Genomic DNA, 17038 nt, shown 5'->3' on the forward strand with positions numbered 1-17038 from the left:
TTACTCCCGCGGACCGTAGCGCAGCGTGGCCTGGCGGCGGCGCACCACTTGGTACGGCCTCCACAGGTAACTGATCGGAATGCTCCACACGTGCACCAGGCGGGTGAACGGCGCGATCAGGAACAGGGTCAGGCCCAGGAAGATATGCATCTTGTAGACCCAGCTGACGCCCTCGATGTAATCAGCGGCACCGGCGCGGAAGGTCACGATGTGCTGCGCCCACTCGGCCAGCTGCACCATCACCCCGCCGTCCAGGTGGCCGGACGAGATGCGGATGCTGTACAGGCCCAGGCACAGCTGGGCGAACAGCAGCACCAGTACCAGGGTGTCACCGAAACTGCCGGTGGCCCGCACGCGCGCGTTGAACAGGCGGCGTACCAGCAAGATGCTGATGCCGATGAAGCACAGTGCGCCGAACACACCACCAACCACCATCGCCAGCATCTGCTTCTGCGAGGAGGTGATGAAGTGCTCGTACACCGCGTGCGGGGTCAACAGGCCGACCAGATGACCACCGAGGATGGCCAGGATGCCGATGTGGAAGCAGTTGCTGCCGATCCGCATGCCCTTGTCCGACAGCATCTGGCTGGAGCCGGTGCGCCAGGTGTACATGGCCTTGTCATAGCGGGCCCAGCTGCCGATCAGCAGCACCGCCACGGCGATGTACGGGTAGTACTGGAAGGCGAATTGATGCAGGGAGTAACTCATGGCTGGACCTCTCGATGCGAAGGACGGGCCGGCGAACGCACGGGCGGCTTGCAGTCTTCGGCGGGGGCTTCGGCGCCGAAGCGCACCGCCTCCTCCTCCCACAAGCGATCCATGGCCTCGGCGGTATCGTCGCGGACTTCCTCGCTGGCACGCTGGCGCAGCGCCTGCAGATCGGCCTTGCCGTCACCGGCTTCGACCAGGATCTCGAACAGCACCCGGTGCGGCAGCTCACGCTCGGCGGCACGCGCCGCCAGCATCCCGGCGATATGGCCGATGTGGTGCAGCCACTCGCGGGCCTCGCTGCCGGGGCGATGGGCCAGGAACTCCAACAGCAATGGCAGGTAGTCCGGCAGCTCGCGGGCATCCAGTTCGAAGCCGTTGCGGCGGTAGGTTTCGATCAGGTCGACCATGGCCTGGCCGCGGTCGCGCGACTCGCCATGGATGTGTTCGAACAGCAGCAGGCTCATCGAGCGGCCGCGATCGAAACTGGCCAGCCACGCCGCCTGCGCATCCAGCGCATCGGTGGCCAGCAGCTGCTGCACGAAGCTGCGCAGCTGCTGGCGGCGGGCGGCATTCAACGCCGGGGCGTCGCAGGCGGCGAGCAGTTCCTCGCCGTGCTGCCACAGTTCTTCACGGGGGTAGTCCAGCAGCACCCCGACCAGCTTGAGCACGCTCATCAGACCACCTCCTTGCGGCGGTGGTTGGGACCGTTGTCGACCACGAAGGTGGTGCTCTTGCGCTGGCCGAACAGGTCGGCCGGGCTGTCACCATTGCAGCCGTTGCCGAAGGTGAAGCCGCAGCCGCCGCGCTCACCGAAGGCGTCGTTGGCGTACTCGCGGTGGCCGGTCGGAATCACGAAACGGTCCTCGTAGTTGGCGATGGCCAGGTAGCGGTACATCTCCTCCACCTGGGCGATGCTCAGCCCGGTCTGCTCCAGTACCGCGGTGTCTTCCACGCCGTCCACGTTCTTGGCCCGGCGCCAGGCACGCATGGCCATCAGCCGTTCCAGCGCGCGTACCACCGGCGCCTCGTCACCGGCCGTCAGCAGGTTGGCCAGGTAGCGCATCGGGATGCGCAGCGACGCCACGTCCGGCAGTTCGCCGCTCATGCCCACACGGCCACGCTCGGCGGCGGACTGGATCGGCGACAGCGGCGGTACGTACCAGACCATCGGCAACGTGCGGTATTCCGGGTGCAGCGGCAGCGCCAGCTTCCAGTCGATCGCCAGCTTGTACACCGGCGACTGCTTGGCCGACTCCAGCCAGCTGTCCGGGATGCCCTCCTTGCGCGCGGCGGCGATCACCGCCGGATCGTTCGGGTCCAGGAAGATGTCCAGGTGGGCCTGGTACAGGTCCTTCTCGGCCGGCACCGAGGCGGCCTCGGCGATGCGATCGGCGTCGTACAGCATCACGCCCAGGTAGCGGATGCGGCCCACGCAGGTTTCCGAGCACACGGTCGGCTCACCCATCTCGATGCGCGGGTAGCAGAAGATGCACTTCTCCGACTTGCCGCTCTTCCAGTTGTAGTAGATCTTCTTGTACGGGCAGGCCGACACGCACATGCGCCAACCGCGGCACTTGTCCTGGTCGATCAGCACGATGCCATCTTCCTCGCGCTTGTAGATCGCACCCGACGGGCACGCCGACACGCACGCCGGGTTCAGGCAGTGCTCGCACAGACGCGGCAGGTACATCATGAAGGTCTTCTCGAAGGCGCCGTAGATCTCCTTCTGCACCTGGTCGAAGTTGTAGTCGCGCGAGCGCTTGCTGAACTCCGAACCGAGGATCTCCTCCCAGTTGGGGCCCCACTCGATCTTCTGCATGCGCTCGCCACTGATCAGCGAACGCGGGCGCGCGGTCGGCTGGTGCTGGCTGTCCTTGGCGGTATGCAGGTTCTGGTAATCGAAATCGAACGGCTCGTAGTAGTCGTCGATCTGCGGCAGGTCCGGGTTGGCGAAGATCTTGGCCAGCATGCGCCAGCGGCCACCGGCACGCGGCACCAGCTTGCCGGCGCGGGTGCGCACCCAGCCGCCATTCCACTTGTCCTGGTTTTCCCATTCCTTCGGGTAACCGATGCCCGGCTTGGTTTCCACGTTGTTGAACCAGGCGTACTCGACGCCCTCGCGCGAGGTCCAGACGTTCTTGCAGGTGATCGAGCAGGTATGGCAGCCGATGCACTTGTCCAGGTTCAGCACCATCGCGATCTGTGCACGGACCTTCATCACACCACCTCCTTGGCGGCGGCCGGTACGGCCTCGCCATCTAGCCAATCCACCTTGTCCATCTTGCGCACGATCACGAACTCGTCGCGGTTGGTGCCGCAGGTGCCGTAGTAGTTGAAACCGTAGGCCAGCTGCGCGTAGCCACCAATCATGTGGGTCGGCTTGAGCACGATGCGGGTCACCGAGTTATGGATGCCGCCGCGGGTACCGGAAATCTCCGAGCCCGGCACATTGATGATGCGTTCCTGGGCGTGGTACATCATCGCCATGCCCGGCATCACGCGCTGGCTGACCACCGCACGCGCGGCAATCGCGCCGTTGACGTTGAACAGCTCGATCCAGTCGTTGTCGACGATGCCGGCACTGCGCGCGTCGTCCTCGCTGATCCACACGATCGGGCCGCCACGCGACAGTGTCTGCATGATCAGGTTGTCGCTGTAGGTGCTGTGGATGCCCCACTTCTGGTGCGGGGTGATCCAGTTCAGCACGATCTCCTTGTTGCCGTTCGGGCGCTGGTTCAGCAGCGGCTCCACCGTGCGCGTGTTGACCGGCGGCCGGTAGCTCATGAAGGCCTCGCCGAAGTCGATCATCCACTCGTGGTCCTGGTAGAACTGCTGGCGACCGGTCACCGTGCGCCACGGAATCAGCTCGTGCACGTTGGTGTAGCCGGCGTTGTAGCTGACGTTGTCGTCTTCCAGGCCCGACCAGATCGGAGAGGAAATGATCTTGCGCGGCTGTGCCTGGATGTCACGGAAGCGGATCGCCTCGTGCTCCTTGCCCACGGCCAGGTGGGTGTGCTCGCGCCCGGTGAAGGTGCCCAGCGATTCCCAGGCCTTCACCGCCACATGGCCGTTGGTTTCCGGCGCCAGGTGCAGGATCACTTCGGCCGCGTCGATCGCGGTCGAGATGGCCGGGCGCCCCTGGCTTACGCCTTCTTCGTGCACGGTGTGGTTCAACTTGCCGAGGAATTCGACCTCGTGCTTGGTATCCCAGCTCATGCCCTTGCCGCCGTTGCCCTGCTTGTCCAGCAGCGGGCCGAGCGAGGTGAACTTGCGGTACAGGTTCGGGTAGTCACGCTCAACCACCGTCATCGACGGCATGGTCTGGCCAGGGATGGCCTCGCACTCACCTTTCTTCCAGTCGGCCACGCCGAACGGCATGCCCAGCTCGTTGGGCGTGTCGTGCAGGGTCGGCACCAGCACCAGATCCTTCTCCACACCCAGCACGCCGGGCGCCATCTCGCTCACGGTGCGGGCCACCTCCTTGAAGATGTCCCAGTCGCTGCGCGATTCCCACGCAGGGTCCACCGCCTTGGACAGCGGGTGGATGAAGGGGTGCATGTCCGAGGTATTGAGATCGTCCTTCTCGTACCAGGTCGCGGTCGGCAGCACGATGTCCGAGTACAGCGCGGTGGTGCACATTCGGAAGTCGAGCGTGACCAGCAGGTCCAGCTTGCCTTCCGGCGCCTCGTCGCGCCACTTCACCTCCTGCGGCTTCACTGCGCCCATTTCGCCCAGGTCCTTGCCCTGCAGCCCGTGGCGCGTACCCAGCAGGTGCCGCAGCATGTACTCATGGCCCTTGCCCGAGGAACCGAGCAGGTTCGAGCGCCAGATGAACATCATGCGCGGGTGGTTCTGGCTGGCGTCCGGGTCGGCGAAGGCGAAGTCCAGCGAGCCGTCCTTGAACTTGCCCAGCGCGTAGTGCGCCGGGGCCACGCCGGCCGCTTCGGCCTCGCGTACCAGCTGCAGCGGGTTGCGGTCGAGCTGCGGGGTGCTCGGCAGCCAGCCCATGCGCACCGCGCGCAGGTTCAGGTCAGCCAGGCTGCCGCCGTACTTGCTGGCATCGGCCAGCGGCGACAGCAGCTCGTCCACCTGCAGCTTCTCGTAGCGCCACTGCCCGGTGTTGAAGTAGAAGAACGAGGTGCCGTTCATGTGGCGCGGCGGCTTGCTCCAGTCCAGCCCAAACGCGAGCGGCTGCCAGCCGGTCTGCGGGCGCAGCTTTTCCTGGCCCACGTAATGCGCCCAGCCGCCACCGGTCTGGCCCACGCAACCGCACATGATCAGCATGTTGATCAGGCCGCGGTAGTTCATGTCGTTGTGGAACCAGTGGTTCATGCCCGCGCCGACGATGATCATCGAACGGCCATGGGTCTTGTCGGCGGTACGCGCGAACTCGCGGGCGATCTCGATCACCTCGGCGCGCGACACGCCGGTGATGCGCTCCTGCCACGCCGGCGTGCCCGGCACCATGTCATCGAAGCTCGATGCCACGTTGCCGCCGCCAAAGCCACGGTCCACGCCGTACTGGGCCAGCAGCAGGTCGTAGACCGTGGCCACCAGCGTCTCGCCGCCGTCGACCGTGACCAGCCGGCGCACCGGAATGTTGCGGTCCAGTACGTCTTCGGCCGGCGCGGCAGTCCAGCCGTCGCTTTCAATGCCACCGAAGTACGGGAAGCTCACCGCCTCGATGCCGTCGTTGGCGTCGGACAAGCTCAGGCGCAGGCGTGTGTCGGCGCCATTGCTGGCCTTCTCTTCGATGTTCCAGCGGCCCTTTTCACCCCAGCGGAAACCGATGGAGCCATTGGGCACCACGATCTGGCCACTGTTCTCGTCGTAGGCCAGGGTCTTCCAGTCCGGGTTGTTGGCTTCACCCAGCCCGCCCAGCTCACTGGCACGCAGGAAGCGGCCCGCCACCAGGCGGCCATCGTCGCGGCGCTCAAGGCGCACCAGCATCGGCATGTCCGAGTACTGGCGGCAGTAGTCCTGGAAATACTGCGAGGGCGAATCGACATGGAACTCGCGCAGGATCACATGGCCGAAGGCAAAGGCCAGCGCCGCGTCGGTGCCCTGCTTGGGGTGCAGCCAGTGGTCGGTCAGCTTGGCCAGCTCGGAATAGTCCGGGCAGATCGCCACCGTCTTGGTGCCGTTGTAGCGCGCCTCGGTGAAGAAGTGCGCATCGGGCGTACGCGTCTGCGGCACGTTCGAACCCCAGGCGATGATGTAGCGGCTGTTGTACCAGTCGGCCGACTCGGGCACGTCGGTCTGCTCGCCCCAGATCTGCGGCGAGGCCGGCGGCAGGTCGCAGTACCAGTCGTAGAAGGACAGGCAGGCGCCACCCAGCAGCGACAGGTATCGCGCACCGGCAGCGTAGGACACCATCGACATCGCCGGAATCGGCGAGAACCCGACCACGCGGTCCGGGCCGTACTGCTTCACCGTGTACAGGTTGGAGGCGGCGATGATCTCGTTGGCCTCTTCCCACTGCAGGCGCACAAAGCCACCCATGCCGCGGCGGGTCTTGTACGAGCGCGCCTTCTCCTTGTCCTCCACGATGCTGGCCCAGGCATCGACCGGGGCCTTGCTCTTGCGGGCTTCGCGCCACAGGCGCAGCAGCGTGCCGCGGATCAGCGGGTACTTCAGCCGGTTGGCGCTGTACAGGTACCAGGAATAGCTGGCGCCACGCGGGCAGCCACGTGGTTCATGGTTGGGCAGGTCCGGGCGCGTGCGCGGGTAATCGGTCTGCTGGGTTTCCCAGGTGACCAGGCCGTTCTTGACGTAGATCTTCCAGCTGCAGGAGCCGGTGCAGTTCACGCCGTGTGTGGAACGTACGATCTTGTCGTACTGCCAGCGGGCGCGGTAACTGTTTTCCCAGTCGCGGCCCTCGCTCTTGGCAAAACCATGGCCATCGGCAAAGGTCTGGGGGTCACGCTTGAAGAACTGCAAGCGATCGAGGAAATAACTCATCGGGGATCTCCCTTTGCGGACATCGGCATCGTGGCTGTGTGTGTCATCTGGCTGCGGTGCGTTTTCATGTCGTCAGCAGGGTGTCTCGGCACCGCGCCGGTAGTACCACCACCAGGTCACGGCCAGGCAGGTGACATAGAAAACAACGAATCCGTACAGCGCCATGTCGGGGCTGCCGGTCAACGTAATGGACGAGCCGTAGCTCTTGGGAATGAAGAAACCGCCGTAGGCACCGATCGCACCGGAGAAGCCGACCACCGCGGCCGACTCGATGCTGGCCTGGTGTGCGGCCGTGGCCTTGCCCTCGGCGTTGTCGTTGGCCGACCAGCGCTCATGCAGGGTGCGGAAGATCACCGGGATCATGCGGAACGTGGTGCCGTTGCCGATGCCACTGAGCACGAACAGCGCCATGAAGCTGAGCAGGAAGCCATGGAAGTTGCCGCCCTGGCCATCGCTGGGCAGGAAGTGCAGCACGCCGAACACCGCCGCGATCATCAGCGCGAACACCCAGAAGGTCAGGCGTGCGCCACCCCAGCGGTCGGCCATGCTGCCACCCACCGAGCGCATCAGAGCGCCCAGCAGCGGGCCGATGAAGGCGTAGGCCAGCGGATTCACGTCCGGGAACTGGCTCTTCACCAGCATCGGGAAGCCGGCCGAGAAGCCAATGTAGGAACCGAAGGTGCCGATATACAACCAGCACATCAGCCAGTTGTGCTTGCGGCGGAAGATCACCGCCTGCTCGGAGAACGACGAGCGGGCGCTGGTCAGGTCATTCATGCCGAACCAGGCCGCGATGGCGCACAGCGCGATGGCCGGCACCCAGATGAAACCGGCGTTCTGCAGGAACAGCGCAGCCCCACCCTCCACCGCGGGCTGCGGTGCACCACCCAGCGCACCGAATACGCCCACGGTGATGACCAGCGGGATCACCGCCTGCGCCACCGACACGCCCACATTGCCCAGGCCGGCGTTCAGGCCCAGCGCCAGGCCCTGCTTCTGCTTGGGGTAGAAGAAGGAGATGTTGGACATCGACGACGAGAAGTTCGCGCCGCCGAAGCCACACAGGACCGCGATGGCCACGAACACCCAGTACGGGGTGGCCGGGTCCTGCACCGCAAAGCCGAGCCAGAGCGTCGGCGCCAGCAGCGACGCGGTGGACAGCGCGGTCCAGCGGCGGCCGCCGAAGATCGGGATCACGAACGAATAGAAGATGCGCAGGGTTGCGCCGGACAGGCTGGGCAGCGCCACCAGCCAGAACAGCTGGTCGGTACTGAAGTTGAAGCCGATCTTCGGCAGGCTGATCGACACCGCCGAGAACAGCACCCATACCGAGAAGGCCAGCAGCAGCGAGGGGATCGAAATGACCAGGTTGCGGGTGGCAACCCGCTTGCCGGTGCGCTCCCAATAGCCGGGGTCCTCCGGCGTCCAGTCGCTGATGACGCGACCCGGACGGGCAGTGCTGCGGACAACAGGATCGCTACCGACGGTCATACATGGCTCCAAGGCTGTGGAATGACGTGAGTATTGCTTTCAAGTTGTGACCCGTCGTCATGCAGCCATTAGGCCGTGCAGCAACTACGACGGGGTTGATCTGGATCAATCAGGAGCCGGTTTCCACCCTGCCCCTGACAAATGTCAAATCGATGAAGCGGTATTGCGGCGCGTGACTCCGCGCTGGCGCACGCTATCGCGCACGTCCACATCGAACTGCAGCTGAAGCTGGCTGCCATCTTCCAGGGCAATGTCGAATGGCAGGCCATCCCGGCACGGCAGCCGTGCCGCCAAGGCCTCAACTGCCGAGCGCGGCAGTACCAGGCGGCAGAAGGTGCCACCATCGAGCAGTACCGGTTGATCGCCGCCATGCAGCGACACCGCCATGCCCCAGCCCTCGATACCGCCGAAGCGGGTCATGTTCTCGACCGATTCACCGGCCAGCAGGCGCGCCAGTTCGGCCTCATCCAGGCGAAGCCGTACCGATTGGTCCTGCAACTGCACTTTCATGACGCAACATCCTCCCATTGTTCGGGGGTATTGCAGTTGACCAGGCAGGCTTCGTCAACGCTTTCAAGCGCCAGCACGTGCATCTGCAGGCGACGCTGGAGCGCCTGTACAGAGCGCGGCCCTTCCGCATCATCCAGCATCGCGGCCAGCACGCTACGAGTGGCATTGTCCACATTCAACAGCATGGGAAAGGGATGCCCGTCAAAGATCGTGCACGCGCCCCGCCCCTCGGCAGCCAGCCGTTGCAGCAGCCGTGGCGCCAGCAACGGCGTATCCACCGCTACCACCCAGGCCGGGCTGTCGGGCATCTGCTGCATCACGCTGTGCAACCCTCCCAGTGGGCCGCAGCGCGCAACCTGATCGGGGATGCCACCGAAGGTCGGATAGTCACCGCTTACCCATACCCGTTCGGCGCCAGCCTGCATCAACAGGCCACGCATGTGTTCCAGCAGCGTGCGGCCCTGCCACGGCAGCAGTGCCTTGTCGCGACCCATCCGGCTGGACAGGCCACCGGCCAGTACGATGCCGTTGATGCTCATCGCAGTAGAGCCACGCCATGCGTGGCTGCGTCGGCATCAATGTTGATGATCATGCGCATGGTCATCGGCATGTCCGGGTTCGCTGTCCACGTGACACAGGCTGCAACCCTCGCTCCACTCGCTGTCGCCGTCCTCGTAATGCTCCTGCTTCCAGATCGGGCACTGGTGCTTGACCACCTCGATCAACTGCCGGCAGGCGCGGAACGCCTCGTCCCGGTGCGGGCTGCCGGCGGCCACCACCACCGCCACATCACCAATGCCCAACCGGCCCTTGGCATGGGCCACATACAGTTTCAGCTTCGGGCCAAACGTCGCCTCGACCTCGGCGGCCAACCGCTTGAACTCGTTCAACACCAGCGGCTCGAACAGGTCGTAGGTGATCCCGGTCACCGGCCGGCCGATGTTGACGTCGCGCACCTTGCCGATGAACACATCGATGCCACCGAAGCCCGGATCGGATACCGCCGCGATGCCTTCGGCCGGATCGATCGCCGCCTGCGCGCGGTCCACCACCTTCGCGATGATCTTCTCGTTCATCGCTCAGCCCCCGCTCACCGGCGGCAGGATCGCCACCCGGCCATCGTCGGGCAGCGCCTCGTGATCGCGCAGCACGCGTTGCTGGTCGGCAAACGCCGAATAATCCAGCAGGCCGGCACGGAAACCCGGCCAACGCAGCGGCAGCAGCTCGCGCAGCGCCTGGCGCAGATCGGCCACGGTGCCACCGGCCACATCCACGGCGATCTCGCGGCTGGCATCCAGATCGGAAAACGCACCGAACAACTGCAGATTCACCTGTTTCATCATGACTCCTGGCTCACCAGCTGCACCGGTTCGTGGTGACCCCAGCCTTGCACGCGCACGAAGGTGCCAGCGCTGGCCAGGTCTCCCTCGGCCTCCAGCACCACCCAGGCGTTGGCCTGCAGCATGGACATCAAACGGAACGACTCCTGCCCGGACAGCACGCGCGCACTCAGGCGCCCCTGCCCGTCCATTTCCACCCGCGCACGCGCGTGGAAGCGCAGGCCCGGCGGCTTGCGCACGTCGGCCTGCAGCGGCAGCTGCAACATGAGCTCCGGCGCCAGCCCCAACAGGCGGCGCAGCACCGGCTCGACGAAGAAACGCTGGCCCACGGCCGCCGACACAGGGTTGCCCGGCAGGCCAAAGTACAGTGCGCCATTGGGCAGCACCGCGAACAGCAGCGGCTTGCCCGGGCGGATGGCCACCTTGTGGAAGACGATGCGCGCACCACGGCCGCGCAGCGCATCGGGAACGAAATCGTAGCGGCCGGCCGACACCGCACCGGTGCTGATCAGCACCTGCGCGCCAGCGGCCAGCGCTTCATCCAGCACCGCATTGAACGCGGCCACGTCGTCGCCCACCGTGCCCTGCCAGACCACCTCGGCACCGGCGGCCTGCAGGCGGCCGACCAGGTACGGCCGGTTGCTGTCACGGATCTGCCCGGATTCCAGCGTCTGCGCCGCCTCGGTCACCAGCTCCTTGCCGGTGGCGATCACTGCCGCCTTCGGCCGCGCCACCACCGCCACCTGGCCCACGCCGATGGCATGCAGCAGGGTGCGCGCATTGATATCCAGCACCTGCCCGGCCTGCAGCACGCGCTCGCCTTCGCTCACGTCCTGGCCGCGCAGGCGCACATGCTGGCCCGGCTTCACCGATGCCTTCAAGGCGATGCGGGTCGGGCGTCCCTCCTCGCTGGCGAGGATCTCCACGTTCTCGACCGGCACCACCGTATCCAGCCCGGACGGCATGCGTGCACCGGTCATGATTTCCCATGCACCCTCGCCGCCTTCGGCGCCGGCATCGCCGGCCGCCTGCCAGCCCTGCACCGCGAATTCGGTGCCGGCCTCGAACGCCGCGCCGTTGGCGCGCAGCGCGAAGCCGTCCATCGCCGAGTTGTCGAACGGCGGCAACGACTGCCCGCTGTGGATGTCACTGGCCAGGGTACGGCCGCCGGCCTCATGCAGCGGCAGGCGCTCGGCCGGCAGCGGCGTGGCTGCGTCCAGCAGGTGCTTCAGGGCTTCGCTGTAGGCAATCATCAGTGGCCACCACCCTCGACCATCGCCAGGGCATGGCCCAGTACCGGCGCCAGGATGTCCAGGCACTGCGCCGCCGCCTTCGGGCTGCCGGGCAGCGCGAACACCAGCATGTTGCCCAGCTGCACCACCTCGGCGCGGCTCAGCCAGGCCATCGGCGTGTGCTGTGCACTCAGTGCCCGCACCATCTGCGCCAGGCCATGTACCGGCCGCGCGTTCAGGGAACGCAGCGCCTCCGGGGTCAGGTCACGCGGGCCCAGCCCGGTACCACCGGTACACAGGCACAGGCGCACGCCCTCGGCGGCCAAGGCCTGCAGGCGGCCCGCCAATGGCTCGATGCCATCGGGCAACACCTCAGCGGCCACCACCTCGCCGCCCAGCTTTTTCAGGCCGGTCACCAGGGTCGGGCCAGAGATATCCTCATAGGTGCCGTCGCTGGCGCGATCGCTCAGCGTGATCACCGCGCAGGCCGCGCCCTCCAGGCCCTTCGGCGCACGCGGCTTGAAACGCGTGCGCTCGGCATCGTCCATGCCGTCGGGGTGCAGCCAGACACCGCGCTTGCCGCCTTCCTTGAACAGCAGGCGGATGCCTTCGATGCGCAGGGCCGGTTCCACCGGCTTGCTCAGGTCGTACAGGGTAAGCAGCGCCGCGTTGACGCCGGCCAGTGCCTCCATCTCCACGCCGGTGCGCGCCTCGCTGGCGCACTCGCACCACACGCGGATCGCCTGCCGTTCCGGTACCGGCGTGCAGAACACCTGCACCAGTTCCAGCGGCAGCGGATGGCACAGCGGCATCAGCATCGAGGCCATCTTGGCGCCCTGCAGGCCGGCAATCTCGGCCATCACCAGCGCATCGCCCTTGGGCAGGCGGCGCTCGACGATCAGCGGATAGGCCACTGGACCGGCATGCAGCTCGCCCACCGCCACCGCACGTCGGCGGGTGATGCGCTTGTCGCGGACATCGGCCATATGGAAGGCCGCATTCAATTCCCCACTCATCGTGTTGCTCATCCTCCGATGGAGGCCAGGTGCGGGGTCAGCCCGGTCTGGCCCTGGTGCAGTCCATGCCCGGCCGCTTTCAGGCCAAGCTGTGTGGTGATGCGTGCCAGCAGCGCGTCATGGTCGTCGTCGCTCTGCAGCAGCGGGCGCAGCGGCACGCCGAACTCGCCGAACAGGCACAGCCGCAGGTCGCCCTTGGCGGTCACCCGCAGGCGGTTGCAGCCCTTGCAGAAGTCGCGCGAATACGGGGCGATGATGCCGATGCTGCCGCGATGGTCAGGGTGGCCGAACTCGCGCGCCGGACCGGCATCGGCGGCGCGCGGCCGTTCGTGCCAGCCAGCCGCCAGCAGCTGCTCGATCACCACGTCGGCGCGCAGGTGGTGGCGCTGGAAATAGGCTTCGTTGTCGCCGGTGCGCATCAGTTCGATGAAGCGCACGCTGAAGGGACGATCGCGCAGGTAGTCCATCCACTGCGGCAGCTCGTCGTCGTTCAGGCCACGCAGCAGCACCGCGTTGAGCTTGATCGCCGGCAGGCCCAGCGCCTGCGCCAAGGCCAGGCCCTGTTCGATCTCCGGCAGGCGGTCATGCCCGGTGATGGTCCTGAAGCGTTCGCGCTGCAGGCTGTCCATGCTCACGTTCAGCGCGGTCAGGCCGGCGCGGTGCCACCCCGGCAGGCGCCGCGGCAGCAGCGTGCCGTTGGTGGTGATGGCCACCTTGCGGATGCCCGGCACCGCCGCCACGGTGGCGATGATCTCATCCAGGTCCTTGCGCAGGCTGGGCTCGCCACCCGTCAGGCGGATCTTGCTCATGCCCAGCGCGGCAAACGCACGCACCAGACGCGCGATTTCATCCACCTGCAGGAAGCGCGGGCGGCCATCGGCCTGGTAACCGTTGGGCAGGCAGTAGCTGCAACGGAAGTTGCAGGCTTCGGTCAACGACAGGCGCAGGTACGGAAAGCTGCGTCCGAAACCGTCGGTGAGTTGGCTCATGGCTGGTCCACCTTGTTGCTCCACCGTCTTGCCTGTGCCCGGAACGGCCCGGATACCCTCGCCTGCTGGAACGATTGCCAGAGTACGCGGCCTTCAGTTCCATGGGCATGACTTAAATCAATCGTCTTCGGCCCCGCGCGGCAGGCGTTATGGCAGCATGCGGCTTTCCGTGCAGCGGGCGTGTGACAACCCTCATGATGATGAACGATTTCCAGCAACTGCTGCATGCCGCCGGCCAGCAGGCTGAACCGCAACGCTTGCTGTTCGTATTCGTGCGCGCCGAGCTGCCCGAATCGCCCACCGGTGACCAGCGCGACCGGCATGACCGCCGCGAGGGCGGCACCCTGTCGCCGGTACTGTGCGTGGACAAGCTGCCGGACGAGGTGCCCAGCTTCCAGGCGCTGGCGGCCGAGTCGACCACCACCGGCATCGACTGGGACCTGGTGTTCGTGGCGGCACTGGATGGCAGAGGTGGTTTCGCACCCAACAGCGACGAAGCCGCGCGCCCGCTGAAGCTGATGGTCAACGCCATCCACGACGGTCAGATCGGCCGCTTCGCCGCCTTCGACCGGGGCGGCGAGCCTGTTCAGTTCTATTGAGCCACCAGCTGCAGGGTCAGAAAGAAGATCACCAGCACAGTGTTCAGCCCCCAGGCCACGGTCAGCCCGCGCGCCGCCACGCCCAGGTTGGGGTTGTGCGCGGCGGGCGCCGCCCGCCAGACCGCCGGGATGATCCAGCCGGTATAGAGCAGCAGCACGGCAAATACCCCCAGCAGCAGCGGGGTGCGCTGGTTGGCCAGGGCCCAGAGGGCCACCGCCCACAGAATATTGCTGGGAATGACGCCCTGCAGCCAGAAAACACTCCAAAGGCGGGAACGGCCCTGAGTGTCGGGGGTTGGGTGCAGCGAAGCGGTCGCGGTCATAAGTCTCCTTCTGTTTAGGAAACGTGCTGAACAAGCCTGCGCTTGGTGGCTGGGAACGTCAAGGAACAACGGAATCGGTAGCGCCGGGCCATGCCCGGCGGAATCCTCCATGTTCATGCGCCGTCGGCTCGCCGGGCGTGGCCCGGCGCTACCGGTCCTGTTATCCCTGTCGCCATCGCCCCTCCCCACCCGCCCCCTTCCTCCTTCCAACCCCGACACCTGTCGCAGATTGCACGGTGCGGGCGAATCACCGCGCCAGCCTGTGCTGGCAGTGCTTAACAGCGTGGGAGAATGCCGAAAGCGTCTCCAATCGAGTGATGTTTGCAACTCTTCTGATTGGCATTGCACAGCGCCAAGGGCTCAGATGGCGTGCCACCGGAAAAGGGTGGCCGGGCTTCGAATCCCGTGTTGGCCTTGAGTAAGTGCGCTTGCCAGCCGGCGTCACCATGCGTGGCGCCGGCTGGCAATCCGACTGCCGGCTATGGCGGGCGGTGCGTTGGGGGCGTTCGCGCCCGCCGGCTTGAGGCCAACCCGGATTCGAACCACGTACCGCCCGCCACCTTTCGGGTGGCGGCTACCGATTGCCCTGCACGGAGCCTCGCCATGAACGAATCGGACTTCCCGCATCTGCACGCCTACCGCAGCACCGCCGGCGACGACGGTTCGCCACAGGCTGCGCCTGCGGTGGACAGGAACACCTTCATTGCCAATCTCCACCGCATCGGCTCCGGTGCGGCGGCCGACGGACAGCCCTGGCCGGAGCGGCATCAACTGCCCGGCCGCTGCCTGGCCCTGGCCGATGCCGATTGTGCGTTGAGCGGGTTGCGGGTGGTGCTGGAAATGCTGCTGGCGGCGGAACGCACCCGGCAGAACGGCGAACCCGGGCAGTACGTGGGCGACCGGGTGATGGAGGGGTTGGTCATGGCCTGCCAGTCGTTGTGCGCCCAGGCGGTGGGGCGGTTGCAGATTGATCCGTAATGGCAGCGGACGATCAGGCTGCTCCCTCCATCATCCGACATAGGCTCTTTCATCGCGCGACCGATTGTGGCCTGCCCGCCCGACATGCCAGCGGCGTAGCGCCCTTGTCCGGTGGAATCGCGAGTACATTCCAGCGCTCGGCCAAGGTGCGTTCGACACGGGAAGAAAATGACTGGGCCTCGGCAGGCTTCCTCCCTTCAGAGAAGCCGATGGCTATTTCGAAGCGATCCAATCCGAGGTTCCCCGCCTCCATTCCGGAGCCATCTTCCCGCTTGACTCCGACGTAGACGACAGGACGCTTCACGTCCACCTTTGACCTGGCAAGCTGGCGATCCAATTCCGCGCTGCCATCAAAGAACTGCATCTTTTCGTCCTGGGCAATGGCGCTGAGGGTCTGCTTGAACCGTTTCATGCCCTCTTGGTCATGCACGCAGAACTGGATCATCTTGAAGGGCCGTTTTCCTACAGCCCATGCGCCGCCAGAGAATCCAAGTCCCGCTCCAATCAGAAGTAGCGCTGTCAGGAGCCTCACCATCATCGAGGTCCAAGTATGCAGAGTGTGGCGGCCAACGTCGCCGCAGGGCCAAAAATCAGGAAACCAAGCGCATCGTTGAGTATCGGATTGGGCCCGGAGCCATCGCCCACGATTGTGATCTGCGACCCGATTCCCAGCGGCCCAGGCGCCACCTTCCACGATACCGTGCCTGGATGGAACTGATGGCCAGGACGCGTTGAATTTACGATCGTCATGTTCGTTGAGTCCACCCACTGAGTAATGGGGTTTCGTCCACCGTTCCCGACAAGCTCAACGTCCGGAGTGAACCCCTCTCGGGCCGGCGGCGCACCTGGAGCACTTACCACTCTCGCAGCTCTGAATGCGGACTGCGGAGAGCAGAGACTGAATCGATCAATGCAGTAGACGTGATCATCCTCGCACAGACCAAACGGATCAGCAGCACCAATCGGCACTCGGAATCTGGTTACCGAACACTTCGCTCTTGTTGCTCCACTCCCAGATCACGACATTCCGCACCGGGTCGATCACCGCGCGGCGGCGTGCCTAGATGATCCGGCTGGATGTAGGCCAGCTCTGGCACACCTGCGCTTGGCACGCTGATCATCGCCACCGGATAGTTGTCCAGCGCGATGGCCCACTGCTGCGCCTGGCCCGTGGCGACTAGTTGCCCAGCTACTGCACAGCCTCGCCGTACAACGTGACCGGTCGGGTACGCAGCACGCTTTCACCGCGAAGGTTGTAGGCATAGCTTTCTAGCACCGCATCACCGTGCATTCATGCGTTTGGCATCGTTGTAGGTGAACGCATTGCTATCGACGCTGGTAGTGTTGCCGGCCGCGTCATGGCTGCCCGCTTCACCATCCACTGCAGTCAGTCGATGGCTGGATGCTGGATAGGTGTAGCCGGTAGTTCCCGTCGAGGTGGTCAGCGCGGCCATTACCGGTGGCGCCGCAGGCATAGGATCAATTCAGCGCGGTCGAAATCCAAGGCTCTGCGGCGATTATTCAGGGCGTCCTCAGGAACGCTCGCCTTAAGTAAACCGACGACCCGCAAAATGCGACCGCCCCCACAAGCCAGCTTCCAAGTAATAGCGACGGCCAAAGGTCTGCTACCAACGCCGTTGCTCCGAATCTCTCAAGGCTCTGTAGAAGCAAGCGCCCCCCCCCATCAACTGCCAGATTGGAAGAAGTTACAGCCACGACCCCGAGTACAAGACCAGCGATCAACCCCACCACTAAACTTCGCGGGATGCGGCGCATACTTTCGCATCGAGAGAGCGCATAGAATGTAACCGAAAGAAGTAGTGAGAGAAGCAGTACGTATGGAACTCGCATCGCCCCTATCTTCATGAAAGCGGATATCCATATCCAT

The 17038-nt window shown here is 65.4% G+C and carries 16 protein-coding genes and 1 pseudogene; 2 read left to right on the forward strand and 15 right to left on the reverse strand.

Annotated features, from left to right (window positions below; all coding sequences use genetic code 11):
* The 12 genes from narI to moaA all read right to left on the reverse strand — a co-directional run bounded on the left by narI (position 1) and on the right by moaA (position 13250).
* Entirely contained in the window at positions 1-708 is a 708-nt protein-coding gene (gene narI / locus M1L61_RS12860) for a respiratory nitrate reductase subunit gamma (RefSeq protein ID WP_010485313.1), read from the reverse strand.
* Complete coding sequence (gene narJ / locus M1L61_RS12865; protein WP_049409452.1) at positions 705-1385, reverse strand: nitrate reductase molybdenum cofactor assembly chaperone; 681 nt, start codon at positions 1383-1385, stop codon at positions 705-707. Before narJ ends, narI begins: the two co-directional genes overlap by 4 nt.
* Positions 1385-2929, reverse strand: coding sequence for a nitrate reductase subunit beta (gene narH / locus M1L61_RS12870; protein WP_049409450.1), 1545 nt, complete (start codon positions 2927-2929; stop codon positions 1385-1387). Before narH ends, narJ begins: the two co-directional genes overlap by 1 nt.
* Positions 2929-6672, reverse strand: a complete 3744-nt coding sequence (locus tag M1L61_RS12875; RefSeq protein WP_248853587.1) for a nitrate reductase subunit alpha — start codon at positions 6670-6672, stop codon at positions 2929-2931. Before M1L61_RS12875 ends, narH begins: the two co-directional genes overlap by 1 nt.
* Positions 6673-6744: 72 nt before the next feature.
* The gene (locus tag M1L61_RS12880) at positions 6745-8163 is read right to left on the reverse strand and encodes a NarK family nitrate/nitrite MFS transporter (RefSeq protein ID WP_010485309.1); all 1419 of its coding nucleotides are present in this window, start codon (positions 8161-8163) and stop codon (positions 6745-6747) included.
* Between the two features lie 144 nt (positions 8164-8307).
* A complete protein-coding gene (locus tag M1L61_RS12885) occupies positions 8308-8673 on the reverse strand; it encodes a hypothetical protein (RefSeq protein WP_010485308.1) in 366 nt (121 codons plus the stop codon).
* Positions 8670-9212: a molybdenum cofactor guanylyltransferase gene (locus M1L61_RS12890; RefSeq protein WP_010485307.1), complete on the reverse strand. Its 543-nt coding sequence runs from the start codon at positions 9210-9212 to the stop codon at positions 8670-8672. Before M1L61_RS12890 ends, M1L61_RS12885 begins: the two co-directional genes overlap by 4 nt.
* Positions 9213-9248: 36 nt before the next feature.
* On the reverse strand, positions 9249-9749 hold the full coding sequence (locus M1L61_RS12895) for a molybdenum cofactor biosynthesis protein MoaE (RefSeq protein WP_019337813.1): 501 nt from the start codon (positions 9747-9749) through the stop codon (positions 9249-9251).
* Between the two features lie 3 nt (positions 9750-9752).
* Positions 9753-10013, reverse strand: coding sequence for a MoaD/ThiS family protein (locus M1L61_RS12900; RefSeq protein ID WP_019337814.1), 261 nt, complete (start codon positions 10011-10013; stop codon positions 9753-9755).
* Positions 10013-11266 carry a gephyrin-like molybdotransferase Glp gene (glp, locus tag M1L61_RS12905; protein ID WP_248853588.1) on the reverse strand — a complete coding sequence of 418 codons (1254 nt, stop codon included), beginning with the start codon at positions 11264-11266 and terminating at the stop codon, positions 10013-10015. The genes M1L61_RS12900 and glp overlap by 1 nt, the downstream gene beginning before the upstream one ends.
* On the reverse strand, positions 11266-12261 hold the full coding sequence (gene moaCB, locus M1L61_RS12910) for a bifunctional molybdenum cofactor biosynthesis protein MoaC/MoaB (RefSeq protein WP_049397971.1): 996 nt from the start codon (positions 12259-12261) through the stop codon (positions 11266-11268). Before moaCB ends, glp begins: the two co-directional genes overlap by 1 nt.
* Before the next feature lie 8 nt (positions 12262-12269).
* Complete coding sequence (gene moaA, locus M1L61_RS12915) at positions 12270-13250, reverse strand: GTP 3',8-cyclase MoaA (RefSeq protein WP_010485296.1); 981 nt, start codon at positions 13248-13250, stop codon at positions 12270-12272.
* Between the two features lie 194 nt (positions 13251-13444).
* Here moaA and M1L61_RS12920 point away from each other — a divergent pair, with 194 nt between their 5' ends.
* Positions 13445-13849: a hypothetical protein gene (locus M1L61_RS12920; protein WP_019337817.1), complete on the forward strand. Its 405-nt coding sequence runs from the start codon at positions 13445-13447 to the stop codon at positions 13847-13849.
* On the opposite strand, the gene M1L61_RS12925 is transcribed toward M1L61_RS12920, so the two are convergent.
* Entirely contained in the window at positions 13843-14172 is a 330-nt protein-coding gene (locus M1L61_RS12925) for a hypothetical protein (protein WP_010485292.1), read from the reverse strand. The genes M1L61_RS12920 and M1L61_RS12925 overlap by 7 nt on opposite strands.
* Positions 14173-14775: 603 nt before the next feature.
* On the opposite strand from M1L61_RS12925, the gene M1L61_RS12930 reads away from it, so the two are divergent.
* Positions 14776-15150 (forward strand): hypothetical protein, encoded by a 375-nt coding sequence (locus tag M1L61_RS12930; RefSeq protein WP_248853589.1) that lies wholly within the window; start codon positions 14776-14778, stop codon positions 15148-15150.
* 49 nt (positions 15151-15199) lie between these two features.
* Here M1L61_RS12930 and M1L61_RS12935 read toward each other — a convergent pair whose 3' ends face one another.
* Complete coding sequence (locus M1L61_RS12935) at positions 15200-15595, reverse strand: hypothetical protein (RefSeq protein ID WP_248853590.1); 396 nt, start codon at positions 15593-15595, stop codon at positions 15200-15202.
* Between the two features lie 516 nt (positions 15596-16111).
* Positions 16112-16629: pseudogene (locus tag M1L61_RS12940) on the reverse strand (RHS repeat protein); the annotation flags it as partial.
* Positions 16630-17038 lie beyond the last annotated feature (409 nt).

It is taken from the genome of Stenotrophomonas sp. NY11291, assembly GCF_023277365.1.
Classification (GTDB): domain Bacteria; phylum Pseudomonadota; class Gammaproteobacteria; order Xanthomonadales; family Xanthomonadaceae; genus Stenotrophomonas; species Stenotrophomonas geniculata.